At 72.3% G+C, this 22,431-nt stretch carries 17 protein-coding genes; 11 read left to right on the top strand and 6 right to left on the bottom strand.

Going from position 1 to position 22,431, the window contains the following annotated elements:
• Positions 1 to 7 precede the first annotated feature (7 nt).
• The 5 genes from K8612_RS07220 to K8612_RS07200 all read left to right on the top strand — a co-directional run bounded on the left by K8612_RS07220 (position 8) and on the right by K8612_RS07200 (position 4,439).
• On the top strand, positions 8 to 754 hold the full coding sequence (locus K8612_RS07220; RefSeq protein WP_373692087.1) for an immunity 52 family protein: 747 nt from the start codon (positions 8 to 10) through the stop codon (positions 752 to 754).
• 252 nt (positions 755 to 1,006) lie between these two features.
• Positions 1,007 to 1,672, top strand: coding sequence for a DUF4476 domain-containing protein (locus tag K8612_RS07215; RefSeq protein WP_223738606.1), 666 nt, complete (start codon positions 1,007 to 1,009; stop codon positions 1,670 to 1,672).
• 80 nt (positions 1,673 to 1,752) lie between these two features.
• Complete coding sequence (locus tag K8612_RS07210; protein ID WP_223761721.1) at positions 1,753 to 2,925, top strand: triacylglycerol lipase; 1,173 nt, start codon at positions 1,753 to 1,755, stop codon at positions 2,923 to 2,925.
• Positions 2,926 to 2,956: 31 nt separating this feature from the next.
• Entirely contained in the window at positions 2,957 to 4,174 is a 1,218-nt protein-coding gene (locus K8612_RS07205; RefSeq protein ID WP_223761720.1) for a PQQ-dependent sugar dehydrogenase, read from the top strand.
• Between the two features lie 55 nt (positions 4,175 to 4,229).
• A complete protein-coding gene (locus tag K8612_RS07200; RefSeq protein WP_014394946.1) occupies positions 4,230 to 4,439 on the top strand; it encodes a hypothetical protein in 210 nt (69 codons plus the stop codon).
• 48 nt (positions 4,440 to 4,487) lie between these two features.
• On the opposite strand, the gene K8612_RS07195 is transcribed toward K8612_RS07200, so the two are convergent.
• The gene (locus tag K8612_RS07195; RefSeq protein WP_223761719.1) at positions 4,488 to 5,849 is read right to left on the bottom strand and encodes a sigma 54-interacting transcriptional regulator; all 1,362 of its coding nucleotides are present in this window, start codon (positions 5,847 to 5,849) and stop codon (positions 4,488 to 4,490) included.
• 188 nt (positions 5,850 to 6,037) lie between these two features.
• Here K8612_RS07195 and K8612_RS39175 point away from each other — a divergent pair, with 188 nt between their 5' ends.
• Positions 6,038 to 7,144 carry an ADYC domain-containing protein gene (locus K8612_RS39175; RefSeq protein ID WP_223761718.1) on the top strand — a complete coding sequence of 369 codons (1,107 nt, stop codon included), beginning with the start codon at positions 6,038 to 6,040 and terminating at the stop codon, positions 7,142 to 7,144.
• Between the two features lie 15 nt (positions 7,145 to 7,159).
• On the opposite strand, the gene K8612_RS07185 is transcribed toward K8612_RS39175, so the two are convergent.
• Positions 7,160 to 10,384, bottom strand: coding sequence for a serine/threonine-protein kinase (locus K8612_RS07185; protein ID WP_223761717.1), 3,225 nt, complete (start codon positions 10,382 to 10,384; stop codon positions 7,160 to 7,162).
• Positions 10,385 to 10,608: 224 nt separating this feature from the next.
• Between K8612_RS07185 and K8612_RS07180 the strand changes: the two genes are divergently transcribed.
• From K8612_RS07180 to K8612_RS07170, 3 genes are all read left to right on the top strand, one after another.
• The gene (locus K8612_RS07180; protein ID WP_223738600.1) at positions 10,609 to 11,373 is read left to right on the top strand and encodes a hypothetical protein; all 765 of its coding nucleotides are present in this window, start codon (positions 10,609 to 10,611) and stop codon (positions 11,371 to 11,373) included.
• A 136-nt stretch (positions 11,374 to 11,509) separates the two neighbouring features.
• The gene (locus tag K8612_RS07175) at positions 11,510 to 11,998 is read left to right on the top strand and encodes an 8-oxo-dGTP diphosphatase (protein ID WP_223761716.1); all 489 of its coding nucleotides are present in this window, start codon (positions 11,510 to 11,512) and stop codon (positions 11,996 to 11,998) included.
• Positions 11,999 to 12,121: 123 nt separating this feature from the next.
• Positions 12,122 to 12,652 carry a DUF2780 domain-containing protein gene (locus tag K8612_RS07170; protein ID WP_223738598.1) on the top strand — a complete coding sequence of 177 codons (531 nt, stop codon included), beginning with the start codon at positions 12,122 to 12,124 and terminating at the stop codon, positions 12,650 to 12,652.
• Positions 12,653 to 12,684: 32 nt separating this feature from the next.
• Here the strand turns inward: K8612_RS07170 and K8612_RS07165 are convergent, their stop codons facing one another.
• The 3 genes from K8612_RS07165 to K8612_RS07155 all read right to left on the bottom strand — a co-directional run bounded on the left by K8612_RS07165 (position 12,685) and on the right by K8612_RS07155 (position 17,686).
• Positions 12,685 to 13,830, bottom strand: a complete 1,146-nt coding sequence (locus K8612_RS07165; protein WP_223761715.1) for an acyl-CoA dehydrogenase family protein — start codon at positions 13,828 to 13,830, stop codon at positions 12,685 to 12,687.
• 50 nt (positions 13,831 to 13,880) lie between these two features.
• Positions 13,881 to 16,769 (bottom strand): carboxypeptidase regulatory-like domain-containing protein, encoded by a 2,889-nt coding sequence (locus tag K8612_RS39170; RefSeq protein WP_306799616.1) that lies wholly within the window; start codon positions 16,767 to 16,769, stop codon positions 13,881 to 13,883.
• 86 nt (positions 16,770 to 16,855) lie between these two features.
• On the bottom strand, positions 16,856 to 17,686 hold the full coding sequence (locus tag K8612_RS07155) for a hypothetical protein (protein WP_223761714.1): 831 nt from the start codon (positions 17,684 to 17,686) through the stop codon (positions 16,856 to 16,858).
• Between the two features lie 328 nt (positions 17,687 to 18,014).
• Here K8612_RS07155 and K8612_RS07150 point away from each other — a divergent pair, with 328 nt between their 5' ends.
• Positions 18,015 to 20,150, top strand: a complete 2,136-nt coding sequence (locus K8612_RS07150; RefSeq protein ID WP_223761713.1) for an ATP-binding domain-containing protein — start codon at positions 18,015 to 18,017, stop codon at positions 20,148 to 20,150.
• Here K8612_RS07150 and K8612_RS07145 read toward each other — a convergent pair.
• Positions 20,141 to 20,818, bottom strand: a complete 678-nt coding sequence (locus K8612_RS07145) for a hypothetical protein (protein ID WP_223761712.1) — start codon at positions 20,816 to 20,818, stop codon at positions 20,141 to 20,143. The genes K8612_RS07150 and K8612_RS07145 overlap by 10 nt on opposite strands.
• Before the next feature lie 302 nt (positions 20,819 to 21,120).
• On the opposite strand from K8612_RS07145, the gene K8612_RS07140 reads away from it, so the two are divergent.
• Positions 21,121 to 22,407 (top strand): pectin acetylesterase-family hydrolase, encoded by a 1,287-nt coding sequence (locus K8612_RS07140; RefSeq protein ID WP_373692086.1) that lies wholly within the window; start codon positions 21,121 to 21,123, stop codon positions 22,405 to 22,407.
• The last annotated feature ends 24 nt before the right edge of the window (positions 22,408 to 22,431 follow it).

Below are 22,431 nucleotides of genomic sequence, written 5' to 3'. Positions count from 1 at the left end.
AGCCATCATGGCAAAGAGACCGACAGCCGAAGCCTATTATGCGGGTGCGTACTGGGGACCGCGCGAGGAAACGCCGGAGGCGTGTGCAAGGCGCACTGCGAACTTCCTAAACCTCTTGGCCCCGTGTGACCCGTTCCTCGCCGAATGGTACAGGCCGGCCAAGTCACTAAAGGACGCGCGCACACACCCGCTCATGCCGCCCGACGTCACTGCCCTCTCCAACTTGTTTCGAAGTGGCGTCAACCGCGAGCGCGGAGGGCCCGCCATTGAGCAACTGGGCTTTACTTTCTGGTTCGACAACGGAGGCCCGGATGCGGATTGCGCTGCCCTGCGCATCACGTGTGGCGCCTACTCGGAAGCGGTCCCCAACTCGTGCGTGATGACGCTCCCGAAGCGCGGACCGAACGCGGACAGGATCCAAACCGCCCATGTGTTAACGGGGGTGGTGCAGAGCATGGCGTTGGCCTGGGACCCTGACTGGTGCGTCTCTACATCATGGGACCACCGCGAACTTCTCCCAGACGAAGGCAGAACCGGAACGTTCGTGGGATGGGGCACGTACCTGTCGCGGCGTCGCGGCGAGGTGCCGCCACTTCCCGCCCCGGTGCGAATCGAGCCGGTCGAGGACAAGGGCACGCTCATCGTCCTGACTCCGGAGCGATTCACGGTGGCCAACCCGGAGCATGTGGCGCTGGCGCATCGCGTTCGTGAGCTGCTGACAAGGGCCGGTCTCATGCAGCCCGTTTTGTCCTGACCGGACTCCAGCGCGCATCGAGGCGGCACACCCGCGAACGGCACGGGTCGGGCTCCCCCGGTTCCCTCCGGAGGCGGGCGCTGACTCGCGGTCCGGCGGGCCTCCGCTTTCTCAGACGATGAGTCCAGGCCCCCTTCGCCGTGCCGTGCGTTTCCCCTGAATAAATGCGCGGGCGGTGCGTGAAGAGGGCACGGCGGCGAGAGAGCCCAGCGCTCCGACCGCGCCCCAACCCGCTTCCCACCAGGACTCCCCATGAACCGCATCGTCCGTGCCGCACTCGTTTCGTCCCTGTTCTTCTCGTCCGCCAGCTTCGCGCAGGACGCGGAGTTCAACATGCAGGTGGATGTCGATGACCAGGACATGCCCTCCGCGCGCGTCAAGATGAAGACCACGACGAACGTGAACGGCGAGGAGACGACCACCGTGAAGGTGCGCGGCGGCGGCGCCCGGATGGACGTGCGCGTGACGGGCGGCACGATGGAGTCGGAGAGCCACAGCGAGACGCGGACGACCGAGACCCGGCGGGAGCCCCGGATGGAGCCCCGGCATGAGATGCCGATGGCCGCCGAGCCCTCCTACCGCGACTGTGGCACGCGCTCGGACGAGGGCTGCACGATGAGGCGGGACGGGCAGTACCCGATGGACGCCTCCACCTGGCGCGGCTTCTACCAGTCGCTCAAGAGCGAGAACAACGAGATCGTCCGCCAGGAGAAGGCGGAGAAGATGCTCAAGCGCGTCTACCTGACCGCGGTGCAGTTCGGCATGGTGCTGGACCTGTTCAACAATGAGATCACCCGCCTGGAGGTGGCCAAGGAGGCCGCCCCGCACGTGGTGGATCCGCAGCACGCGCTGGGCTTCTCCTCCAAGTGGCGCAACTCCATCAGCGGCAGCGAGTACACCGACATCATCACCCAGTAATCCCAGACAGGGACAGACGTCGGGGACCTCACGTTGACCCCTCCCCGGAGTCGGGGCAGTCCTTGCGCTAGGATTGCCCCATGGCAAACCGGCACCGCGTCTATCTGGTCCCCGGCTTCTTTGGCTTCACGCAGATGGGTGACAAGGAAACGGAGCGCATCGCCTATTTCCAGAACGTCCCCCGTCTGCTCGAGCAGCGCTTCAAGGAGCGCGGCGTCCATGCACGGGTGCACGCCATCGCCTCGGCCCCCACCTCCGGGCTGGAGGCGCGCGCCCGGGACGTGTTCCGGGAGATGGCGCGGACCGCGAACGAGGACGACGCGCACCTCCACCTCGTCGGCCACTCCACGGGCGGGCTGGATGCACGCAGCGTCGTCTCACCGCGCATGGCGCGGGAGGCGCCGGCCTTCGTGAAGCGGGTGCGCTCGGTGGTGACCATCGCCACCCCGCATCACGGCACCCCGCTGGCCAGCTACTTCCACCAGGGCGGCGTGGGGAAGACGCTGCTGCGCTACCTGTGGCTCTTCACCTTCCTCACCCTGCACCGCAAGGCCATGCCCCTGCGGACCGCCGCGCTCCAGGCGTGCTACTGGCTGGTGCTGAGGAGCGAAGAGGCGAAGCTCCCGCCCAACCTCTTCAATCAAATCGTCCGGCTGACGGCGGACCTCTCGGAGGGCGAGCGCGAGGACCTCATCCGGTTCTTCGGCCAGGTGGGCGAGAACCAGGCGCTCATCCAGGAGCTCATGCCGGCCAGCGTGAGGACCTTCAACGCGAACACACCGGACCGGGAGGGCGTGCGCTACGGCTGCGTCGTCACGGGCGCGCCGCCGCCCACGCTGGCGTCGCGCCTGCTGCTCACCACGGACGCGCTGCTCTACGCGCTCTTCGCCTTCCTGTATGAGCAGAGCGCGCCGCTCTCCCGGGAGCTCCAGGTTCCCGAGCGCACGCCGGCCCAGACCCAGGCCCTCCAGGACGTGCTCGGCCGGAGGTTCGAGTCCCGGAGCGACGGCATCGTCCCTAGCCGCGCCCAGGTCTGGGGACAGGTCCTCCACGTCGCGCGCGCGGACCACCTGGACGTCATGGGCCACTTCGATCAGCCCCCGGAGCACATCAGTTGGCTGAAGTCGGGCTCCGACTTCCAGGAGCCGCAGTTCGAGGCGCTGTGGGACCGGGTGCTCGACTTCACGGTGGGCGGCGCCGCGACTGTTCACCCAGGCAACGAAGAGGCGCGACGCGTGTCCCTCGACGGGTGACGCCCGGCCCGTCCCGGCGGAGAGTCACCCCATGCGCCATGGACTCGTGACCTCGCTCATCGCCTCCCTCCTGCTCGGCGCCGCCCCTGAAGCGGCGGCCCAGACGCCCCGGCCGCTGGAGACCGCGCCCCCCAACGTCCCGGAGTTCAAGCCCGCGTTCCCGCAGCAGACGCGCGCCCCGGCGGTGAAGACGCGCACGCCCATCGTGGTGACGGAGCTCGCCTCGGGCTTCAACAAGCCGTGGGCCCTCGCGTTCCTGCCGGATGGCCGCTTCCTCGTCACGGAGAAGCCCACGGGCTCGCTCTACATCGTCACCGCCGCGGGCAAGAAGTCGCCCCCGGTGGCGGGCCTCCCCAAGGTGGACGGCCGGGGACAGGGCGGGCTGCTCGACGTGGAGGTGGGGCCCGACTACGCGAAGAGCGGCCTCATCTACTGGACCTATTACGAGCCGCGCGAGGGCGGCAACGGGCTCGCGGTTGCGCGCGCGAAGCTGGTGGACGGCCCGAAGCCGCGCATCGAGGGGCTCCAGGTCATCTTCCGCATGCAGCCCACGCTCGAGTCCACGATGCACGCGGGCGGGCGGCTCGTCTTCACGCCGGACGGCAAGCTCTTCGTCACGCTCGGTGAGCGCTCCATCCTCCCCGGCCGCGTCCAGGCGCAGGACCTCAAGAGCGACTTCGGGAAGGTGGTCCGCATCCTCCCGGATGGCGCCATCCCCCAGGACAACCCCTTCGTGGGCAGGAAGGACGCCCGGCCCGAGATCTGGTCCTCCGGACACCGCAACATCCTCTCCGCGGCCCTGGATGCCCGGAACCGGCTGTGGATCGTGGAGATGGGGCCACGCGGAGGCGACGAGCTCAACCGCCCGGAGGCCGGCAAGGACTACGGCTGGCCCACGATTGGCTATGGCGAGGAGTACTCGGGCGAGCCCATCCACAAGACGACGCAGGCCGCGGGCATGGAGCAGCCTGTCTATTATTGGGATCCGGTCATCTCGCCCTCGGGGCTCACCATCTACTCGGGGGCGCTCTTCCCGGAGTGGAAGGGGAACTTCTTCATCGGAGGCCTGTCCAGCCAGGCGCTGGTGCGGCTGGTCTTGAAGGACGACCGCGTGGTCGGCGAGGAGCGCCTGCTCACGGAGCGCAAGGCGCGGATCCGCGAGGTGGTCCAGGGGCCCGACGGCGCGCTCTATCTGCTGACGGACGATTCAAACGGCCGTCTGTGGAAGCTCACGCCGGGGACCCCCTGAATTCCCGGGTTGAGCTATGCTTCAAACCGAAACATCCACACCGGGAGACACACACATGATGACGTCGTTGAAGAAGGCGGGCCGGGTGCTGTTCGCGATGGGCGCGGGTGCCTTTGTTTCCTTTGGCGCCACGCTGGCGCTGTCCACGCCCGCGACCGCGGAGGCCTCTCAGGTGGAGTGCTACGCGGAGGAGTGCAACGCGAGCTGTGTCGCGAAGGGCTTCCGCCTGGGCAAGTGTTACAAGGCCGCCTGCACCTGTTTCTAGGCTCGCCCGGGGTGAGGCCCGGCGCCAGCGTGCGCCTGGGCCTCGCCATCAGCTCCGGCCCGGGTCCAGGCCGTACCGCTCCAGCAGGCGCCGCAGTTGCGTGCGGTGCATCCCGAGCGCGCGCGCGGTCGCGGCCACGTTGCCATTGTGGTGGCGCAAGGCCTGCTCGACGCGGGCCCGCTCGTCTTCATCCAGGGGACGCGCGCGGGCGGAAGGGGGCCTGTCGGGGAGCGCCGGCGGGGCCTCCATTGGCGCGGAGGCCGCGCCGAACGCCGTCCCCGCTCCGGGCGCGAGGTGGGCGGCCTCGACGCGGTCGGCGCCCTGGAGCAGGGCCTGCTGCGCGGCCGCGCGCGCCTCGACGCGCAGCTCGCGGACGTTGCCGGGCCAGGGCCGCGACAGACAGGCCTCGAAGAGCGTGACGTGCGGCGGCAGGCCCGGCGCCAGCTCCGCCACGGCGCGCGCCACCAGGAAGGGGAGCTCCTCCGGACGCCGCCGCAGCGGAGGCAGGGAGACCTCCGGCCTGCCGATGCGGAAGTACAGGTCCTCGCGCAGCCGCCCCTGGGCCACCTGCGCGCGCAGGTCGCGGTTGCCCGCGGAGCAGACCTGGACGTCGACCTTCCGGGGCTTCGAGCCGCCCAGCGGGAGCACCTCGCGCGTCTCCAGCGCCCGCAGCAGCTTCGCCTGCACGCCCATGTCCAGCTCCGCCACCTCGTCGAGGAACAGGGTCCCTCCGTCGGCGGCCTGCAGGTAGCCCTCCGCGTCGTCGGCGCCGGAGAAGGCGCCGCGGCGGGCGCCGAAGAGCAGCCGCTCCGCGAGCGCGGCGGGGATGGCCGCGCAGTTGACCGCCACGAAGGGGCCCCGGCTCCGGGGGCCGCGGTCGTGGAAGGTGCGGGCCACCTGCTCCTTGCCGGTGCCGCTCTCCCCGTGGATGTGCAGCGTGAAGCCGTGCTGGGCGGAGCGCGCCACCTCCTCCAGCAGCCGCTGGAAGGCGGGGCCGCGCACGAAGCCCTCCACCTCTCGCACGCCCTGGCGCGCCAGGGGGCCCACGTCCGGGGTGGGCATGAAGAGCGAGTCTCCCAGCCGGATGAGCCGCTGGGCCTCGCGCGGCACGTTCGCCGGTAGGGGCTCGCCGTCCACCGAGGTCCCGTTCTGGCTGCCCAGGTCCGTCACCCAGAACCGGCGCCCGTCGTGGTGCACCCGCGCGTGGCTGCGCGACATCCGCGGATCCTGGAGCGCGCCCAGCCCGGGGCTCGCGCGGCCGAGCGTCATCGTCCCCTGGAGGGGCACCGCCACCGCCATCGGCGTCCCCGCGCACGTCAGGCGCAGCAGCCCCGGCACCGGCGCGTCGTCCGCGGAGGCCCGCTGCGCGAGGGCGCCGCTCGGTTGCAGGGTCGACGGGTCGTGTTCCATGCCGCGCCAGCATAGCCGGGCCCACCGGAGGCACAGGCCCCGTGTGCCACCGCGCGTGCCAGCCCGCGCCCCCAGGGCCTGGGAGGCCCCGGCGCCCGGGCCCGGCGTTCGTGGGCCATATTGGCATGGGGCTCGCACAAGGAGCCGCGAACGGCTCCGGTCCGGAGCCCTTCTCGAGGAGACATCGGGTGAAGCTTCATCGCGTGTGGTTCGGCTGTCTGGCATTGATGATGGGGAGCGGCGGCTGCCGGCTGACCGCCCCCGTGCGGGTCCCCCCCAACGAAGCGAAGCCGGAGCCCTCCGGCGCAAGCGGTTGCCCCACGGGCCAGTGCGATCCGGATCCGAACGGCCTGGGCATCTACATCGCGGAGGGGCAGAGCCACTGCTTCGTGTTCGAGCGGACGGCCCCCCTGTGTCCGGAGGGCTTCGTCAACACCCCCGAGGGCGTGCGCATGAGGGTCCGCTCCCGGGAGGGTCGGCGCGCGGTGCTCGAGGTCCCGGTCGAGCTGGCCGGAGCGTCAGGCGCGGCGCCGCGCCTGCACGGCATCCATGCCACGCCCACGGACCTCTTCCTCGCGGTGGCCGGTCCGGACGGCGACGTGCGGAAGCTCCGGGGAACAGAGCTGGCGAAGCAGACCTTCACCTTCTCGCTGCCCGTCACCCCCGCGGACGGAGACCCCCGGAACGCGAGCTATGAGATGAGGTGGACGCCGCTCGGCGCCAGCCGCTTCCAGGTGCACTACCGCCAGGTGGGGATGCCGGACTGGCGGCCCCAATGCGCGGCGCCCGAGAAGCAGCGGGTCGCCTCGCTGCTGCTGCCGGGACGGCACGTGGACGGCCTGAACGCCGCGGTCCAACCGGACGCCAGCGCGGTCACGCTCGCGTGCGAGACGGGCGCCATCGGCGCGTGCCTGGACTGGGGCTATCCGCCGTGGGACCCGGCGTCGCGCATGGACACGCCGGAGCGGGCGGCCGTCTATGGCGCGTGTCTCCAGGCCAAGCGCGCCGCGTACTTCGTGGGGCTCGGAGACGCGCGGACGTTCACGGTGAGCGGCACGGACTTCCTCCGGCGGGACGCGCACGGCTTCGGCACGCGCTCCAGCGACCGGCTGGAGGAGCTTGAGCACCTGGAGGCGCTCTGGAGTCCCCAGGGCGCCGTCTGCCTCAACCCCGAGAACCGCAGGACCGCCCTGCCGCTGCCCGCGGGCCTCCAGTTGCCGCCCTGTGGCGCCGTGCGCGGGTGGAGCGCGCCCGCCGTGATGGCGACGGGCGTGCCCCACCCCCTGAAACAGTAGGCCCCGCCGCGGAGGCTATGACCCGCCGGGCTCCAGCGCCGCGTCGCGGAGCCACGGGGCGTAGTCCTCGCGCAGCCGCGGGGCCTGTTCGACGGCGCGAGCGAGCGCGGCGCGGGCCTCGTCCCGCGCTCCCGCCGCCTCCCGTCCACGCGCGCCCGCGAGCAGCAGCACGCCCCGCAGGGCATGCGCCTCCGCTCGCGCCGGGTCGAGCCGCAGCGCCTGGTCCACCTGTTCGAGCCCCTCGCGCACCACCGCCCGCGCCGCGCGGGGGGCCAGCGCCCACGCGAGCTGTCCGCACGCCCGCGCGCGCTCCACGTGCGCGTCCGCGTAGGGCTGGGCCTCCGTCGCGCGCCGTGCCTCGTCGAGCGCCCGGCGCAGGTGGGGCACGGCGTCCTGGCCCTGGCGCCGCGCGTGCTCCGCCGCCAGGCGCGCCAGCTCCGCGCCCTGGACGCGGCAGTCCGCGCAGGCCGGCGAGCGCCGCAGGGCCTCCGCCAGCGATTGGGCGGAGCGGGCGAGCGCCGACGCCGGGGTGCCGCCCTCGCGCAGCGCGATGCGGGCCTCCAGGGCGTGCGCGCGGGCCCGGTGCAGCAGCGCGCGGTCCGACGCCGGGTTGAGCTCCAGCGCGCGCGCCGCGTGCTGGAGCGCGCTCGAAATCGAAGGGCGCGCGTCCGCTCCGGTATCGAAGAGGTAGTGTCCCTGCGCCAGCTCCGCCGCGGCCAGGTGGTGCAGCACGGCGGCGAAGCGGGCGTCCAGCGCGAGCGCCCTCGCGCCCGCGTCCCTCGCCCGCTGGACGTCCGCCGCTGGCTCCTCCCCCCTCGATTGCCGCCACGCGGCCTGCTCCGCGTGCAGCTCCGTCAGGTTGGAGAGGGCGAAGAGATAGGAGGGGTCCGCCTCCGCCGCCCGCTGGAAGCACCGCTCCGCCTCCGCGTAGGCCCCGGAGGGGTCCCCCCCGCGCTCCCGCTGGTGGTTGCCGCGCCAGCGGTGCACGAGCCCCAGGTCGTTGAGCGCCCAGGGGTAGCGCGGCTGCTTCGCGATGGCGCGCGACAACCACGTGACGGCCTGCGCGAAGGACGCGTCCGGCGACTCGCCGGCCCGGGCCTGCCGCAGGCCCCGCATGAAGTGGCCATACCCCAGCGAGTCATGCGCGAGCACGTCGTCCGGCGCCAGCGCCACGGCGCGCTCCGCGGCCCGCAGCCACGCGTCCAGCAGGGCCGGCGCGCCACGGGGGTCGGCCTCGCCCTGGAACGTCACCCGCCGGTACTGGTTCATCAGCACCTGGGCCCTGCGGGTGTGCCCCGAGGCCCGGTCCGGATCCGCCTGGAGGCCCTGGTCCGCCGCGGCCTCGGCCCGCTCCAGCGCCACGCGCCGGGACCGGCCCTCCCGCCGGTCCAGCTCCGACACCTGCAACCAGACCTCCGCGAGCGCCTCGTGGGCCGCCGCGTCGCTGCGCGCCACCTCCAGGGTCTCACCATAGCGTCCGGCCGCGGCCTCGAAGCCCGCCCGCGCCCCCGCGTAGTCGCCCCGCTCCAGCAGCGCCAGGGCCCGCGCGGCGGTGACGTCCGCCAGCAGCTTCCGGGGCTCGGAGAGCCACGGGGTCCGCGTCACGGCCTCCCGCGCGGCCCGCTCCGCGCCAGCGAGGTCCCGCCGATACAAGGCGATGAGGCCCTCCAGGTAGCTCGGCGACTCCAGCGCCAGTCCCCTTCCCTGCTCCAGGGACCGCAGCGCGGGCTGAAGGAAGCGCGCCTCCAGCTCCGCTCGCCGGTGCTCCACCCACGCCGCGCCGCCGCTGCGCCGCGCGTCCTCCAGGGCCATGCGGTAGCGCTCCCCCAGCACCTGCCCCAGCGCGGAGTGCAGCTCCGGCGTGTCGACGCCCAGCGCTCGCGCGCGCTCCAGGGCGCGGTGCGCGGCCTCGAACTCGCGCAGCGCCAGCAGCCCGCGTCCGAGCGCCAGTTGCACGAGCCCGTCGCCCCGGGCGCCCAGGCCGTGCTGGAGGGAGGCCATGGCCGCCAGCCGCTCGCGCACCCGCGCCTGCTCGGGCCGGGTGTCGTGAAGCGGCAGGGCCTGGTAGGCGCGCACGAACCACTCGGACTCGCGCACCTGCTGCCCCAGTTGCTCCGCCAATTGGACGCGCGCCGCGCTCACTGACTGGAGTTCCCGCTCCGCCAGCCACGAGCGCGCCGCGAGTCCGGCGAGCAGCAGCATGCCCGCGAGCGACACGCCCGACACGGCCACCAGCGCGCGGTGCCTGCGCACGAGCCGGCGCACCCGGTGGACGGGCCCCGGGCGCCGCCCGAGGATGGGCTCGCCGTCCAGGTAGCGTCCCAGGTCCTCGGCCAGCGCGCGCGCGGAGGCGTAGCGCAGCGCCGGGTCCTTGCTCAGGCACTTGAGGCAGAGCGTCTCCAGCTCCGCGTCCAGGTGCGGCACCAGCGCGCGCGGCGGACGGGGCTCGTCGTGCAGCACGCCCTGCAGCGTCTCCAGCGGGGTGGCGCCGCGAAAGGGAGGCACCCCCGCGAGCAGCTCGTACAGCGTGGCCCCCAGGCCGTAGACGTCGCTGCGCCGGTCGATGGCGCGCACGTCGCCCCGCGCCTGCTCCGGAGCCATGTACGCGGGCGTGCCCATGACGTCGCCCGAGGCGGTGAGGCCGTGGCCCAGGTCGGCGTCGTACGCCAGCCCGAAGTCCACGATGACGGGCACGGGGCGGCCGTCCGCGTCCCGGGTGAGCAGCAGGTTGGAGGGCTTGAGGTCGCGGTGGATGACGCCCAGCCGGTGGGCCTCGTGCACGGCCTCCGCGGCGGCCTTCATCACGCGGACCTTCTCCGGCAGGGAGAGCGCGGCGGCGGCCCGGTCCAGCGGCTCGCCCTCCACCAGTTGCATGGCGATGTAGGGCCGGCCGTTCAGCTCGCCGGCCTCGTGCACCCGGCAGATGTTCGGGTGGTCCAGGCGCGCCTGGGCGCGGGCCTCCTGGAGCAGCCGCAGGGAGCGCTCCGGGGACGCGCCCCGCAGGAACTTGAGCGCCACCTCGCGGCCCAGGCGCAGGTCGCGCGCCCGGTGGACCTCGCCCATGCCGCCCCGGCCCAGGAGCGACAGCAGCACGTAGCGCTCCCGGCCGGGCGAGGGCGCGGCCTCCACGGGGACGGGGCGCTCCCCCTCCTGCGTGCTCAGGTCCACCGGCGCGGGTCCGGGCGCCGTCGGTTCGCTGGGCGGAGGACTGGCGGGTGCGTCGCCGCCGGAGGATGCCATCGTCAAAGCCTATCAAACGCGCTGGCACACTGGCACGTCGCGCGCGTGCCGGTGGCACACCCGGCCCCGTGCCATCCACGCGCCCGGAAGGCAGCGCTTCCGAGGGGCCGGCCCTCCCAGTCCTTCCGGCACACGCATTGCTCAAGGGACGGGCATGGCGCTGCGGCGCACCGCGGCCCGCGGGCGGCGCACGCCATCCATCCCATCACAAGGACATCCCCATCATGTCGAAGCTCCGTCACGCCCTGGTCGCCCTGTCGCTCCCCGCCCTGCTCTGGGGCTGCGGTCCGGAGGACCTGCCGCTGGACGCGGAAGTCCCCGCCGCGCCCGCGCTGGCCACGCAGGAGGAGGAGATCGCCGCGACCGACGAGTACACCTGGGCGCAGGGCCAGTCCCTCACGCCGCTGGGCGCCAGCTCGGGCCGGGCGTGCTTCCTCACCCGCGTGGGCGGAGACTTCGAGGGCGGCGGCGAGCGCATCGACATCACGGAGAGCGGCGGCTCCTGGTACCTCGGCGGGGCCTCCAGCCAGTCCGGCATCCGGGGCGCGGCGCGCTGCGTGGCCACGACCGCCTCCCAGCAATACGAGTGGACCCAGTCGATGGCGTACCCGGTCTCCATGGGGTCGGCGGCGGGCCGCGTGTGCTTCATCACCGGCATCGCCGGCAAGTTCCACGGCAGCGGAGAGTGGGTCCACGCCTATGTCGAGAACGGCTACTGGTACCTGAACGGCAACTCCAGCCAGAGCGGCGTGCGGGTGCGGGCGCGTTGCGTCGCCTCCTCGTCGTACACGAACGAGGTCGGCTGGGGACAGGGCGGCGCCGCGAAGCTGCTGGATCCCGTGCTCAACCGCTCCTGCGCCCTGACGTTCGTGCGGGGCAAGTTCGAGGGCGGCGGCGAGTACGTCCGGACCTTCCAGAGCAACGGGTACTGGTACCTGGGCGGCGCCTCCGGCCAGGTCGACGTGTCCGGCCGGGCGCGCTGCTTCTGACCGCGACGGCCTGCTCGTAACGAAGGCAGGGCATGGGTGTGTGCCGTGCCACACCCATGCATGCGCCATGCGTTGGACGCGGCGATGGCGCCGCGCCGCTTGACGCCCTGCCTGAATCAGGCGACGAACCCGGCCCATGCCCTACACCCCCATCGTCGCCACGCTGGGCTACGTGATGTCGCCGGACGGCCAGCAGGTGCTGCTCATCCACCGGAACGCGCGTCCGGAGGATGCCCACTACGGCAAGTACAACGGCCTGGGCGGCAAGATGGACCGCGACGAGGACATCGCCGCGTGCATGCGCCGCGAAATCCGCGAGGAGGCCGGCATCGAGTGCACGCGCATGGTCCTGCGCGGCACCCTGTCCTGGCCGGGCTTCGGCAAGCACGGCGAGGACTGGCTGGGCTTCATCTTCCGCATCGACGCCTTCGAGGGCACGCCCCTGGAGAAGAACCCCGAGGGCTCCCTGTCCTGGGTCCCCGTGTCCTCCATCCTGTCCCTGAACCTGTGGGACGGAGACCGGCACTTCCTGCCGCTCGTGTTCGACGCGGACCCGCGCCCCTTCCACGGCGTCATGCCCTACGAGGGCGGCCGCGCGCTGAGCTGGTCCTTCACCCGACTGTAGCGCCCCCTCCGGGCGTCCTCCGACCAACGCTCGCGCTGCTTTTTCCGGCCACCGCCCCGGTCCGGACCGCTACAACCACCGCCTCCCATCCGGGACTCACGTGAACGTGAAGGAGCGCGGCGCATGGACCTCATCGGACAGCTCTCGCAGCAGCTTGGAGTGGACGGCACGCAGGCACAGGGGCTCGCGGGCTCGCTCCTGAAGCTGGTGCAGGGCACGGTGCAGGAGAAGGTCGGCCCGGACGCGGCCCGGCAGATGGACCAGGCCATCCCGGAGCTGCAGGGCTGGCAGCAGCAGGCGGCGGCCCAGGCCCCCTCGGGTGACGGCGGCGGCCTCATGGGCGCGCTGGGCGGCATGCTCGGCGGCGCGGGCGGCGGTGGTGGTGGCGGCCTCATGGGCGCCCTGGGCGGCGCGGCGGCCCACGCGGGAGAGGTCGCGGGCGTGGTGGCCATCCTCCAGCGCTTCAACCTGGACGCGAGCAAGGCCACCCTGGTGGCGCCCCTGCTCCTCGACTTCCTCAAGTCCCGCCTGGACCCGGGCCTGGTGGGGAAGATCCTCGCCGTGGTGCCCCTGCTCGCGGGCGGCTCCGGTGGCGGCGGCCCCCAGGGCGGCGGCGGGCTGGGCGGAATGCTCGGCGGCCTCCTGGGGAAGTAGCAACGCCAGGGGCCCTGGGCAGCCGCGTGAGGCTACAGGGCCATCGTCCCGGCGATGATCTCCTTCATCACCTCGGACGTACCTCCGCCGATGGTGAGCATGCGCACGTCGCGCCACGCCCGCGCGACGTGTGACTCCTCCACGTAGCCCATGCCGCCGTAGAACTGCTGGCAGTCATAGGCCACGCGCTGCGCCAGCTCCGTGGTGAGGAGCTTCGCCATGGCGATCTCCTTCACCGGCTTCTGTTTGCGTTTGCGATTGAAGAGCTGCACCGCCTGATAGGTGAGCTGCCTCGCCGCCTCCACGCGGGTGGCGTGGTCCACGAAGGTGTGGCGCCACACCTGGAAGTCCAGCAGCCGCTTTCCAAATGCCTGACGCTCGCGGCCGTAGCGGATGGCTTCCCGGATGAGGTCGTCCATCACCGCCACCGTGTGGAGCGCCGTCACCAGGCGCTCCGCGTGGAAGCTGTTCATGATGTGGAAGAAGCCGTCGTTCTCCCGGCCCAGCACGTAGCGGGCGGGGATGCGGCAGTCCTCGAAGTAGAGGATGGCCATGTCCGACGAGCGGTGGCCCACCTTCTGGAGCTTCTTCGACACGCTGAAGCCCTTCACGTCCGTGGGCAGCGTCACCAGCGAGATGCCCGGCGCGCCCTCCCCTCCCGTGCGCACCGCCAGCACCAGGAAGTCCGCGCGGGCGCCGTTGGAGATCCACGTCTTCGCGCCCTGGATGACGTAGTCGTCACCATCCCTGCGCGCGGTGGTGCGCAGGCGGGCCAGGTCCGAGCCCGCGTCCGGCTCGCTCATCGCCAATGCGGCGATGCGCTCCCCGGTGAGCGCGGGGGCCAGGAACTCGCGCTTCTGCTCGTCGGTGCCCAGCTCGTTGATGACCGGCGTGGCCATCTGCCCCTGCACCAGGAGCGACATCGCCACGCCCCCGTTGCGCGCTCGCGCCAGCTCCTCCGCGAAGGCGGCCACGTACCAGTAATCCAGCCCGCTGCCGCCATGGGCCGGATCATGGCTGATGCCGAAGAAGCCCAGCTCGCCGCAGCGGCGGAACACGTCGCGAGGGAACTCGCCGGCCTGGTCCCACTCCAGCGCGTGCGGGGCCAGCTCCTTCTCGACGAACTGACGCACGGTGCGGCGGAACGCCTCGTGCTCCGGGGTGAAGCGCTCATCCATGGCGCGGGATGCTGTCAGGGCCCACCCCGCGCTTTCAAGCCGCGCCTCCTTCAGCGTGCGCGGATGAACGTGAGGGACAGCGCCTGGCCGCCTCGCTGGAGCGCGAGCACCGCGGGGCTGCCCGGCGCGCCCAGCTCGCGCCGCCGCGCCTCGCCCGTGTCCAGCACCACCGCCCCGTCGATGGAGCGCACCACGTCCCCCACCTGGAGGCCCGCCACGTCCGAGCCTTCCGCGATGCCGCTGATGACGACGTCCCGTCCCGTCATGCCGAAGCTCAGGCCCAGCCGCCCCGGCTCCACGCGCTGGAGCCCCAGGCGCCAGTCCCCCAGCGCCTGCGTCTTCCCCGCGGCGAGCGTCACCCGCCGGTCCACCAGCTCCCGCCCCCGGCTCCACGCGGTGAGCCGGTGCGCGCCCGGGGCCAGGTCCTTCAACTCGAAGCGCCCGTCCGGGCCCGTGGTGGGGGACGCGATGCCGTCCGCGTCCACGTACGCGCCCGCGAGCGGCTCGTTCGTGCGCGCGTCCACCAGCCGTCCGGACACGCCGCCGCCCGCGTCCACCACCACCTCCACGGCGGCCTCCACGCCGGACGCGAGCGTCACGTCCACCTTGCCCGCGCGCCCGTCCGGCAGCGTGGCCGTGACCGTGACGCGCGTGGGGAAGACGTCGTCCACCTGGAACGCGTCCCCGGAGAACCGGCGCTCCACGGAGGAGAGGAAGTCGTCCTCGCCGCGCGCCGCGGTCACGGTCAGCGTGAAGCCCCGCACGTCGCGGCCTCCGGCGGAGCGCACGGTGCCCCTCAGCCGGGCCGCGGGCTTCAACTGGAGCGTGAGTTCCTTCCGGGTCGCGGACACGCTCGCGGCCTCGCCCTGCCGCCCGCCATTCGTGGACCAGACGCGCCACGCGTCCGAGCCCAGGCCGTCCAGTGGCAGCACCGCCTGCCCGGACGCGTCCGTCATCTCCTCCGCCTGGATGTCCGTGTGGCCCGCCTCCGTGGCCATCACCGTCGCGTGGACGCTGGGCGCGCCGTTGGGCTCCAGCACCGTCACGCGGAGCGGCTTCTTGGGCTCGCCCACCACCAGGTCCACGTGGCGCCGCCCGCCGGCCTCCAGCTCCACCACCTGCTGCTGGTCGCCGTTCTGGAAGCGCAGCGAGGACAGCCACGCGCTCAACTGGTAGCGCCCCACGCCCACGCGCATCGACCACGTCCCATCCGGCTTCGCGGGCACGTCGACGGACTCGAAGGGCGGCGCGCCCACCCGGTGCGCGGAGACCGTCACCGCCCCGGACGGCCGCGCTCCGTCCTCCTTGCGCACGGTGCCCTCCAGCACGCCTTCGTCCACGAGCTTCAGCCGCGCCGTCGCCGTCCTCCCCGCCTCCACGCGCACCGGCTGGCGCACCGCGTCCTCGCTGTCCGCGCGGCGCGCCGTGACGTACACGGTGCCCTCCGGCACGTCCTCCAGCGTGAAGCGCCCCTGCGCGTCCGTCACCGAGGGCAGCGCGTCCGGCAAGGGCATCCACCGGAGCCGTGCCACCACCGTCACGCCGGGGAGCGGCGCCTCCGCGCCATCCACCACCGTGCCCTCGATGCGTCCAGGCGCCGCGAGATCCAGCACCAGTTCGAAGCGCTGCCCCGCGAGCACGCCCAGCCCCGTGCGCGTGAGCGGCTGGAGGCCCGGAGCGCGCACCTGCACGTCGTACGCACCCGGCGCGAGCCCGCGGACCTCGAAGCGGCCATCCGCCTCCGAGCGAGTCTGGAGCAACTCCGCGCGGTCGCCATGCGCGCGCACGCCCACCGTGGCCCCCGCGATGGCCTCGCCCGAGTCCTTGCGCCGCACCACGCCCGCGAGCGACGCCGCGCCGCCCAGGCGGATCCGCACGTCCTTCACCGTCATGCCCGGCCCCACGACGATCGGGCCCTCGGCCGCGCCGCTCTCCTCCGGCCCTGTCCTGCCCGGCGTCGCGACGACCGGGCCGGTCTCCGCCCCGAGACGGGCCGTCACCTGGAACGACCCGGGCGGCACGTCCAGCGAGAAGCTCCCCGTGTCTCCAGCCTCCACCTCCACGGCGCCGTCCTCGCCCCAGGCGCTCACGCGCGCTCCCGGCGCGGGCGTGCCATCCGCGCGGGTGACGAAGCCCTCGATGAACGCGGAGCCGTCCAGCTCCACGCGCACGTCCGTGCCCGGCACGTGCACGCGCGCGATGCGGCGGGGCGCGTGGCCCGGGGCTCGCGCGTCCAGTTGATATTCACCGCGCGCCAGCCCGTGGAACCCGAACGCGCCCCGTGCGTCGCTGAGCGCCTCCTGCCGCGCCTCGTCCGGCACCGACGCGCCCGTCTGGAGGAACACGGGGAGCGCGTCCTCGAAGCCGGTGTGCGGCGTGAGCGTCAGCTCCGCCATCGGCACCGGCGCGCCGCCCGCGCGCTCCACCGTCAGGCCTGTCAGCGACACGCCGGGCTCCAGCAGGAGGCGGACCGGGGTCACCGCTTCTCCATGAGGGCGCGTCACCTCCGCGCGCGCCAGCGCCAGCCCCTCCGCACGCGCGGTGACGAGGTAGGGCCCGGGACGCGCGGGCAGCACCAGCGCTCCCGCCGCGTCCGTCCGGCCCTGCCCCGCCACGCGCCACGACGGCAGCCGTGAGCCCGGGGACGCGGGCCCTCGCAGGTACAGCGTCACCTCCGCGCCCGCGAACGGCCCCGACGCCGTGACGGTCTCCACGCGCAGCGCGCCGTCCGCGTCCCGCATGGGCTGCTCCACGGGCGCGGTCGCCTTGCCGTCATCGCGCACCGGGGCCCGCGCCGGGCCGGACGCGGGCCGCTCGGGGGACGTCACCACCGCATCGCGCGCCGCCACGGCGGGCACGGAGGCACGCATCCAGACGAAGGCGCCGGCCAGCAGGAGCGCCAGCCCGGCCACCACGACGAACACCTTTCGAGACGCCATGCACCCTCCGGGAGAGGTGCGCCCCAAGACACCTCACCCGGTCCCCAGGTTCCACGGGGTGCCTGCTTTTTCACCGCCACCCGGTGCTACAGGGGCAGGAACGCCACGCGGATGCCAATGGTGAACAGCGCGTGGAAGCCGTCATCCACGGGCGTGAGCCCCTGGTCGCGGCTGCCCACGCCGGTGATGTCCAGCGTCTGCGTCCCGGTGCGCACCGTGTACTGGCCCACGGACGCGCTGATGATGGGCCCCACCGCCAGGGCCCGCGTCAGCCGCAGGTCGCCGCCCAGCGTGAGGCGCGCGATGGTGGGCCCCCGGTCCGTGACGTGCGTGTCCACGTGCGTGGGCAGGAACACGCCCGGCGCCACCTGCACCTGCGTGTCCCCCTCCACGTGGCTCTTCAGGATTTCCAGGCCCACGCCCAGGCCAATCCACGGGTCGAAGCTCGCGTCCGGCCGGATGTGGTAGCGGACCTCCGGCCCCACGCGCCACTGGAAGGTGTCGCAACTGAAGCCCTCCGGGCACGACAGCTCGTTCGTCTTCGTCAGCACCGGCTCCCAACTGCCCCACACGCCCAGGTAGAAGCGCGGCGTCACCCGGAAGCCCAGCTCCGCGATGATGGGGAAGGAGATCTTCGCGGACTGGGTGATCTTCAGGTCCTCCAGCCCACCAGACGGCGCCTGGCCGTTCGTGTAGACGTAGCCCAGGCCGAAGCCCACGTTGCCGCTCACCGCGAACTGCGGCCCGATGCGCCCCTGGGGCTTCACCGGCTTCGCCATCTCCTCCGAGCTCATCGTCGTGGTCGTGGTCGTCGTCTCCGTCTGGGGCTCCGGCTCCTGCGCCCCCGCCGACGTGGCGATTCCCAGCGCGGCTGCGAGCGACAGCGTCCAGCGGAACGGCGCGTTCTTCGAGGTCATCCGGTGCATCCTCCGTGTTCGGGATGGATGCGGACGGAAGCAAGCCGCGAGTGCCGTTAGAAGCCACCCGCGCCCGGTGCGCGCCGCCATTCGACAGACACCCCCCTTCAGCGACCAGTCGCGGACATCCACCCCACCCCATGGGGAGGCAACCTGGCGGGGTGGATGGGAAGCGCGCGCGCGGGAGGACCCGGGACGCAGGACGGGCGCCTTCACCGCGATCCTCAATCTAGCAAGTCGGCCCGGAAATCCAACGGGTTGACCCGGAGGTAGCCAGCGTTCACCTTGCCCGCTCCACGAACGCCCGCGGGCGGAAAGGAAAGACATCATGGCCGGCCAGGAGCAGGAGCTGTCGCCCGAGGCGCTCGCGCTCATCGCCGAGGAGGAAGCCCTGCTGTCCCGCGTGCAGCAGGCGCTGGCGGAGGCGCGACGTCAGGCCGCGGAGCGCACGCTGGACACGCAGGGGCTGATGGCCCAGCTCCAGGTGTTGCGCGACGACGCCACCACGGCGCACGCCGCGGACCTGCCGCACGTCTTCACCCAGATGAACGAGGTGCGCTCCATGCTGGAGCGGCAGGAGGCCGTCCCGCTGCCGGACGCGAACGCCCCCTACTTCGCGCACCTGCGCCTGTCCGGGCCCACCGGCTCGCGCGACTACCTGCTCGGCCGCACCAGCTTCGCCAACCTCTCCGCCGGCGTGCGCGTCATCGACTGGAGGTTCGCCCCCGTCGCCCGCGTCTTCTACAACTACGAGGAGGGTGACGCGTTCGAGGAGTCCTTCGGAGACCGGCTCTCCGAAGGCGACGTGGAGGCGCGCCGGCTGGTCATCATCGAGAAGGGCGTCCTCACCCGCATCAGCACCGGCCCGCACCTGCTCCAGCGCGACGCCCACGGCCGCTGGCACGCGCGCGGGCGTGACGCGGCCTCCGTGCTCGCGGGCGGCAGCGGCACCGCCGCGCGCCCGGGCTTCCTGGGCGTGGGCCAGGGCGCCACGCGCGTGGAGGACGCCTTCGGCGTGACGGCGCTGCTGGACGCGGAGCAGTACGCCGCCGTCAGCACCGGCCCGGAGCAGCCGCTGCTGGTGCTGGGCAGCGCGGGCAGCGGCAAGACGACGGTGGCGCTGCACCGGCTGGCCAAGGTCATCTTCGACGACGCCAAGACGTACCCGCAGGCGCGCACCAAGGTCGTCGTCCCGGAGGAGGGCCTGGCCCGGCTCACGCGCCGGCTGCTGGCGCCGCTGGGCCTGGGCAAGGTGTCCGTGGAGACGCTGGAGGCCTGGTCGCTGGCCACCGCGCGGTCCGCCTTCAGCGTGCCGGGCATCAAGCTGTCCCCGGAGGCGCCCGCGCTCGTATCGCGCTTCAAGCGCCACCCCGCCCTGCGCCGCGCGCTCGCCGGCCGGGTGCCCGTGTTCAAGGGCAAGCCCCTGCCCCCCACGCTGGACCGGCTGCGCATCAAGCTGGCGGACGCGTACATGGACCGCGCCTTCCTGGAGGCCGTGGTGGCGGACGCGAAGGGTGAGCTGCCGCGCACCGTGGTGGCGGAGGTGCTGGAGCACACCCGGCAGCAGCTCGCCACGCCGCTGTCGCGCCAGTACAAGGGCTTCGACGAGGACCGCCTCATCACCGTGGACGGGCGCGCGATTGAAGCGGACACGCCGGACGCGCTCGCGGGCACGGTGGACGCGGACGACCTGCCCGTCCTCATGTTCCTCAAGGCGCAGCGGGGCGCGCTGGGCGTGGAGCGGCTGGCGCACGTGGTGCTGGACGAGGCGGAGGACTTCTCCCTCTTCGAGCTCTTCGTCGTCAGCCAACTGCTCGGTGACAGCCGGAGCTGCACGCTCGCCGGGGACGAGGTGCAACAGACGACCGCGGGCTTCGCCGGCTGGGACGCCGCGCTGGAGGAGCTGGGCATCCGCGACGCCGCCACCTGCCGGCTCCAGGTGTCCTACCGCTGCCCGCGCCCGGTGGTGGAGCTGGCGCAGCACGTGCTGGGCACCCAGTCCCCCGCCACCGCCGCGAAGGCCGGCCGCGAGGGCGCGCCCGTGGGCTTCCACCACTTCCCGGACGAGGCCCAGGCGTGGCTCTTCCTGGCGGACGCCCTGCGGGACCTGGTGCTGCGCGAGCCGCACGCGTCGGTGGGCGTCATCGCCAGCAGCCGCGAGTCCGCCCAGTCCTTCCACCGCGTCATCCGGGAGATGCCCTGGGCGCGGCTGGTGCTGGAGGGCGACTTCTCCTTCGAGCCCGGCGTGGACGTGACGGACGTGGACAACGTGAAGGGCCTGGAGTTCGACTACGTCGTCCTGCCGGACGTCACCGCGCGCGCCTACCCCACGGACGACGAGGCCCGCCGCAGGCTGCACGTCGCCGTCACCCGCTCCTCCCACCAGTTGTGGGTGGCCTCCTCCGCCGTGCGCTCCCCGCTCATCCGCACCTTCCCCGGCGCGGAAGCGTCGCTTCAGGGCTGACGGCCGCCGCCGGCCCGCCACTCCTTCTGCCGCTGGGCGTGGGCCTCGCGGCGCGACAGCGCCTCCGCCTCCTGGCGGGGGAGCTCCGCCAGGCGCGTGCGGTGCATGTTCACGCTCAGCTCCAGGAGGCCCCGGTGCTCCGAGGGCAGCTTGTCGCCGTAGTCCTGCAGCATCGTGGTGGCGAAGGCGATGGCGTCCTCGGACACCTGGCGGCGGTGCTCGTAGTACTGGTGCACCTCCTCCTCGGAGGCCTCGTTGGACAGCACCTTGCCGTAGAGCGCGTTCCACTTCGCCTTCACGCCCTCGCGGCGGCTGAGCTCCGCCGGGTCCTTCGTGGGCGCGTCCATTTCGAAGTACAGGTTGCCCGGCAGCTTCGCGCGCAGGGCCTCCAGGTCCACCGGATAGGGGGCGGGCTCCGGGTCCGGCGCCGCCTGCACCTGCGCCGTCGCCGCGCCCACCAGGTCCAGCCCGCCGTCCTTCGCGCGGGGCACCGCCGGCGTGGACGCGAACACGGGCGGCGGCGCGGGGGCCTGCGTCACGGGCGCGGGCACCGGGACCGGCGCGGCGTCCTCAGGCGCCGGCCCGCCAAAGACAAGCCACGCCCCCACCGCCAGGACCAGGACTCCCGCCGTGCCCAGGGGCAGCTTCCAACGCGCGTGCGTGCTCATGCCCAAGGCCATACCCCGCGCCCCGCACCCGCCGCAACCCGCGCCACCCCCGCCATGCGACGCATTGCGCAATTGATACATTTAAAACATGTCACGACGCGTCAATTCTTGAGTCCCGGCTGACGCGCGACGGCAATTCCAATCCTTTCAGATGGAATGCTGCACCCAACATGGAATTCACTATTTTCACCGCAAGCGAAGTTTCCCCGCTTCCGGCTGATAAACAAAAACGTATCATTCGCGGCCGCAACCCCACTCCCTACTCCCCCTTTGGAGGAAGCCGCATGAGAAGTTTTCTCTGGATGAGCCTTCTGGCCCTCTCCGCCCCCGTGGGCGCCGCGCATGCCGAAGTGCTGGTGGAAGGCATCGTCGACGTGCTGGTGGACGGCGGCAACACCTACCCCTGGCAGAAGGTGGCGCTGCCGGGCCTGAAGTGTGGCAACGGCTCGCAGTACAAGTTCTTCGTGCACAAGACGGGCTCGCCCAACCTGCTGTTCATGATGGAGGGCGGCGGCGCGTGCTGGGACTACGATTCCTGTAGCGGCCGCCTGGGCATCCTGGGCGCGGCGAACCCCAACGGCATCGCCGACGACTACATGACGCAGTTCACGGCCAAGTACGTGTCCCCCATCGTCAACGGGGCGGACCCGGGCCTGCCCTTCCGCGACCGCAAGGACATCGTCACCAAGGGCTGGAACATCGTCTACCTGCCGTACTGCACGGGCGACGTGCACATCGGCAACAACGCCAAGACGTACGTAGACGCCACCGGCGGCCAGGCGCCGCTGACCTGGTACCACAACGGCTACAACAACACGCTGGCCGCGGCGAACTACGCCAAGCAGAACTTCCCCAGCGTGCAGAAGCTGCTGGTGACGGGCTACAGCGCGGGCGGCACGTCCACCTCCGCCGGGTACTACTTCATCCGCAAGGCCATCAACCCGGCCAAGGGGTACATGATCAACGACTCCGGCCCCATCTTCATGGCGCCGAACGCGAACTCCCTGTCGCGCCCGCTGCACGACAAGATCCGCTCGTCGTGGAACCTGGACTCGGTGTTCAGCCAGCTTCCGGCCAGCTTCAACATCAACGACATGGGCTCCATCAACAAGATGGTGGCCACGGAGTTCCCGAACGACCAGCTCGCGTACACGGGCTACACGATGGACTACAACTACTCGCGCTACTCGTATGAGCGCTTCAAGACGCCCAACGACGAAGCGTCCATCCACGCGTACTGGAAGCAGGACCAGGACGCGTTCGTGAACGAGCTGAACAAGTACAACAACTTCAGCTATTTCATCCCGCACCACCGCGCCATCAACGCCAGCCACTGCAGCACCATCATCACCTTCGTGGGCGCGCACGCCTGCCAGCGGATGGAGAAGAAGTACTGGTACGAGTACATCGACAGCCCGTGGCAGTCCTGGGCCTGCCACAGCGAGTTCGTCCCCATGGACGTCTTCCTGTCGCGCTTCATCAACAACAACCAGCGCATCCGCATCTACGAGCCGGCCAACAACTACAACAACGAGGACGCGGGCATGAGCATCCTCGCGCCCCTCATCAACGGCGCGCTCGGCGGGTAGTCCCCACCGTCCTTCGCTGGAATG

Source organism: Corallococcus sp. AS-1-6 (genome assembly GCF_020037015.1).
Classification (GTDB): domain Bacteria; phylum Myxococcota; class Myxococcia; order Myxococcales; family Myxococcaceae; genus Corallococcus.
Note: the sequence above shows the minus strand (reverse complement) of the source record. Positions and strands in the feature narration are given on the sequence as shown.

What these genes read in the sequence shown, in the direction of transcription:
- K8612_RS07220 (WP_373692087.1), top strand. Translation starts at nt 8, where the DNA reads ATGGCAAAGAGACCGACAGCCGAAGCCTATTATGCGGGTGCGTACTGG.
- K8612_RS07215 (WP_223738606.1), top strand. Translation starts at nt 1,007, where the DNA reads ATGAACCGCATCGTCCGTGCCGCACTCGTTTCGTCCCTGTTCTTCTCG.
- K8612_RS07210 (WP_223761721.1), top strand. Translation starts at nt 1,753, where the DNA reads ATGGCAAACCGGCACCGCGTCTATCTGGTCCCCGGCTTCTTTGGCTTC.
- K8612_RS07205 (WP_223761720.1), top strand. Translation starts at nt 2,957, where the DNA reads ATGCGCCATGGACTCGTGACCTCGCTCATCGCCTCCCTCCTGCTCGGC.
- K8612_RS07200 (WP_014394946.1), top strand. Translation starts at nt 4,230, where the DNA reads ATGATGACGTCGTTGAAGAAGGCGGGCCGGGTGCTGTTCGCGATGGGC.
- K8612_RS07195 (WP_223761719.1), bottom strand. Translation starts at nt 5,849, where the DNA reads ATGGAACACGACCCGTCGACCCTGCAACCGAGCGGCGCCCTCGCGCAG.
- K8612_RS07185 (WP_223761717.1), bottom strand. Translation starts at nt 10,384, where the DNA reads ATGGCATCCTCCGGCGGCGACGCACCCGCCAGTCCTCCGCCCAGCGAA.
- K8612_RS07180 (WP_223738600.1), top strand. Translation starts at nt 10,609, where the DNA reads ATGTCGAAGCTCCGTCACGCCCTGGTCGCCCTGTCGCTCCCCGCCCTG.
- K8612_RS07175 (WP_223761716.1), top strand. Translation starts at nt 11,510, where the DNA reads ATGCCCTACACCCCCATCGTCGCCACGCTGGGCTACGTGATGTCGCCG.
- K8612_RS07170 (WP_223738598.1), top strand. Translation starts at nt 12,122, where the DNA reads ATGGACCTCATCGGACAGCTCTCGCAGCAGCTTGGAGTGGACGGCACG.
- K8612_RS07165 (WP_223761715.1), bottom strand. Translation starts at nt 13,830, where the DNA reads ATGGATGAGCGCTTCACCCCGGAGCACGAGGCGTTCCGCCGCACCGTG.
- K8612_RS39170 (WP_306799616.1), bottom strand. Translation starts at nt 16,769, where the DNA reads ATGGCGTCTCGAAAGGTGTTCGTCGTGGTGGCCGGGCTGGCGCTCCTG.
- K8612_RS07155 (WP_223761714.1), bottom strand. Translation starts at nt 17,686, where the DNA reads ATGACCTCGAAGAACGCGCCGTTCCGCTGGACGCTGTCGCTCGCAGCC.
- K8612_RS07150 (WP_223761713.1), top strand. Translation starts at nt 18,015, where the DNA reads ATGGCCGGCCAGGAGCAGGAGCTGTCGCCCGAGGCGCTCGCGCTCATC.
- K8612_RS07145 (WP_223761712.1), bottom strand. Translation starts at nt 20,818, where the DNA reads ATGAGCACGCACGCGCGTTGGAAGCTGCCCCTGGGCACGGCGGGAGTC.
- K8612_RS07140 (WP_373692086.1), top strand. Translation starts at nt 21,121, where the DNA reads ATGAGCCTTCTGGCCCTCTCCGCCCCCGTGGGCGCCGCGCATGCCGAA.